The sequence below is a fragment of the Ornithinicoccus halotolerans genome (assembly GCF_009602535.1).
GTDB classification, from domain to species: domain Bacteria; phylum Actinomycetota; class Actinomycetes; order Actinomycetales; family Dermatophilaceae; genus Ornithinicoccus; species Ornithinicoccus halotolerans.
Window position 1 is genome coordinate 1 of sequence record NZ_WIQI01000177.1, and the last position, 3,302, is coordinate 3,302.

The 3,302-nt window shown below is 74.6% G+C and carries 3 protein-coding genes; 2 read left to right on the forward strand and 1 reads right to left on the reverse strand.

The features are described from left to right. Positions 1-57 precede the first annotated feature (57 nt). Positions 58-1,011 carry an EamA family transporter gene (locus GFJ45_RS15665; protein ID WP_153398918.1) on the reverse strand — a complete coding sequence of 318 codons (954 nt, stop codon included), beginning with the start codon at positions 1,009-1,011 and terminating at the stop codon, positions 58-60. A 71-nt stretch (positions 1,012-1,082) separates the two neighbouring features. Between GFJ45_RS15665 and GFJ45_RS15670 the strand changes: the two genes are divergently transcribed. Further along, positions 1,083-1,979 carry a LysR family transcriptional regulator gene (locus GFJ45_RS15670; RefSeq protein WP_153398921.1) on the forward strand — a complete coding sequence of 299 codons (897 nt, stop codon included), beginning with the start codon at positions 1,083-1,085 and terminating at the stop codon, positions 1,977-1,979. Between the two features lie 37 nt (positions 1,980-2,016). Continuing rightward, complete coding sequence (ftsY, locus tag GFJ45_RS15675; protein ID WP_153398924.1) at positions 2,017-3,201, forward strand: signal recognition particle-docking protein FtsY; 1,185 nt, start codon at positions 2,017-2,019, stop codon at positions 3,199-3,201. Positions 3,202-3,302: the final 101 nt, after the last annotated feature.

Consider the following 3,302-nt stretch of genomic DNA (forward strand, 5'->3'; position numbering starts at 1 on the left):
ACCGCGGCGACCGCCGGGTCGCCTCCTGACTCGCCGCCCAGGCGCGACCCCCCGCCGCTAGCCCCTCGCCGCGCCCTCTCGCGCCGGGACCGTCGTGCCGCCGGCCGGGGTGGCGACCGGTGCCGCGGCACTTCCGCCCTCCCGGGTGCGGCGCGGTCTGCTGCCGAGGAGCACGCCGGTGACGACCACCGCCGCGCCGGCCAGCTCGCCCGCGGTGTGCGACTCGCCGAGCACGACCCACGCGGTGCTCATCCCCACGACCGGCACCAGCATCGAGAACGGTGCCACCAGGCCGGCCGGATGACGTGCCATCAGCCAGGTCCAGATGCCCGAGCCCAGCACCGTGCCGGCCAGGACCGTGTAGGCCAGCCCGAGCAGGGCCGGGACGGCGGTGGGCGACCCCCAGCTCGACAGCGAGCGTCCGATCGCCTCGGGGCCCTCCATCAGCAGGGACAGGCCCAGCATCGGCAGCGGCGGCACGACCGACATCCACAGCGTCAGGTGCAGCGGGTTGGGTGCCTTCGCCCGGGCGTTCGAGACGTTCCCGATGGCCCAGCCGAACCCGCCGGCCAAGACCAGCAGGAACGGGGCGAACGCAGCGCCCTCGGCGCGCTCCCAGCCGACGATCGCCAGCCCCGCGGTGGCCAGCAGCAGGCCGGCCAGCTGGCGCCCGGTGATCCGGTCGCGGAACACCAGCGCGCCGAGCAGGACCGTGAAGGGGGCCGAGGACTGCAGCACCAGGGACGCGAGTCCGGCCGGCATCCCGGCGGCCATGCCCCAGTAGAGGAACATGAACTGCAGCGTGCCGAAGCCGAGCCCGTACCCGAGCAGCCAGCGCAGCGGCACCTGCGGCCGGGGCACCCAGAGCAGGGCGGGCAGCGCGAGCAGCGCAAACCGCAGCGCTACCAGGAACAGCGGCGGGAAGTGCTGGAGCGAGGCGTGGATCGCGAGGAAGTTGACTCCCCAGAGGGCGGCGACGCAGACCGCGAGGAGCCGGTGCGGGACGGGCATGACGCCATCCTGGCCGGATCGGAACTGAAGAACCAGCGCAAAGTTCTTAACCGACACTGTAGATTGCCTTCATGGATGTGCGGCATCTGGAGCTGCTGCGCGAGCTGGCGGACCGGGGCAGCGTGACCGCTGTGGCGGCGGCGACCCACCGGTCACCGTCCGCGGTGTCGCAGCAGCTGAAGACTGCCCAGCGACAGCTGGGGGTCCCCCTGGTGCAACCCGCCGGCCGTGGCCTGCGGCTCACCGACGCGGGCGCGCTGCTGGCCGAGGGCGGGCGGGAGGTGGCCCGCACGGTGGAGGCGGTGCAGGCGCGCTGGGACGACTTCCGCGGCCAGCCGGCCGGCACCGTGACGGTCGCCGCGCTGCCGAGCGCCGCCGCCGTGCTGCTGCCTGGGGTGCTCCGGGAGCTGGAGGGGCGCCCGATCGAGCTGGCCTGCACCGACGTCGACCTCGCCGAGAGCGACTACGCCGACCTGGTGACCGACCACGACCTGGTGATCGCCCACAGCCTGAGCCGAGCCGCACCGGCCGGCACCGACGGCCTGGCCACCGTCGAGCTGCTGCGGGAGCCGCTGGACATCGCGATGCGGCACGACCACGTGCTCACCGCCCGCTCGACGGTGCGCGCCGAGGACCTGGTGGACGTGGAGTGGTACGGCGTCCCGCTCGGCTACCCCTTCGACACCGTCCGGCTGGCCGTCGAGGCGGTCACCGGCCGCCCGGTCCGGGTTGTGCAGCGGCTGCGCGACAACCGGCTCATCGAGGCGCTGGTGGGTGACAGCGACCGCGTCGCGGTGCTGCCCCGCTACTCCACACCGGCCGGCGCGGGCGTCAGCCTGCGCGAGCTCAGCGGCATCCCGACCGCCCGTTACGTGTTCGCCGTGATGCGTCCGGACCGTGCCCAGCGGCTCGTGGTCCGGCACGTCCTGCAGACCATCCGCGGCGTCGCGGCCGCCATCCGGGCGTGACCGACACGGTCCAGCCGCGACCGAGACGTCTGTGACAATGACCGCCGTGGACAGCCTCTGGGAGATCCTGACCGTCGTCACCGTCGTGGCCCTCGCGGGCCTGGCCCTGCTGGTCGGGCTGGTGCGGGGCCGCGGGGGTAGCAGCCGCACCCTCGAGCGGCCGCCCTCGACCGCCGCTGGTGACCGGCCGGCCGGTGAGGAGGGCGGCGAGACTGCTCCGTCAGGGGCGGTCAGCGGCACCACGACCGCCGAGCCCGGCCTGCCCGAACCGGGGCTGGCGCCCGCTCCGGAGCGCCCCGCGTCCGCGCGGGGGCGGATGGCGCGGCTGCGGGCCCGGCTGGCCCGCTCGAACACCGCGATCGGCGCGGCGCTGCTGGCCGTGCTCTCCCGCGACCGCGTCGACGAGGAGGCCTGGGAGCAGGTCGAGGACACGCTGCTGCAGGCCGACCTCGGCGTGGAGGCGACCGAGGAGCTGATGGAGCGGCTGCGCACGCGGGTGCGCGTGGAGGACACCTCCGACCCCGAGACGGTGCGCGGCTGGCTGCGGGAGGACCTGCTGGCCCTGGTCGACCCGAGCCTGGACCGCCGGGTGAGCGGCTCCCGCGTCGAGGGCCGTCCGGCCGTCGTGATGGTGGTGGGGGTCAACGGCACCGGCAAGACGACCACGGTGGGGAAGCTGGCCCGCGTGCTGGTCGCCGAGGACAAGGACGTCGTCCTCGGTGCTGCCGACACCTTCCGCGCCGCAGCGGCCGACCAGCTGCAGACCTGGGGCGAGCGGGTCGGGGTGCCCACGGTGCGGTCCGACCGGGAAGGTGCCGACCCGGCGTCGGTCGCCTTCGACGCGGTCCGGGCCGCACACGAGATGGAGTGCGACGTCGTCATCATCGACACTGCGGGCCGGCTGCACACCAAGGTCGGGCTGATGGACGAGCTGGGCAAGGTCAAGCGGGTCGTGGAGAAGCAGAGCCCGATCGACGAGGTGCTGCTGGTGCTGGACGCGACCACCGGGCAGAACGGCATGCGCCAGGCCGAGGTGTTCGGCCAGGTGGTGGACGTCACCGGGATCGTGCTCACCAAGCTGGACGGCACCGCCAAGGGGGGCATTGTGGTCAACGTGCAGCGCCGGCTCGGTGTCCCGGTCAAGCTGGTCGGCCTCGGGGAGGGGGCCGACGACCTGGCCCCGTTCGACCCCGAGGCGTTCGTGGACGCGATCGTCGGCTGAGCCGCCCGGCCGTGCAGCGCCTCAGCTGCCGGGCCGGGGCCCGGAGGTGCCGGCCCGGTGGCGGGGGTCCTCCTCGGCGGTCAGCGCCCACCCCACCGCCG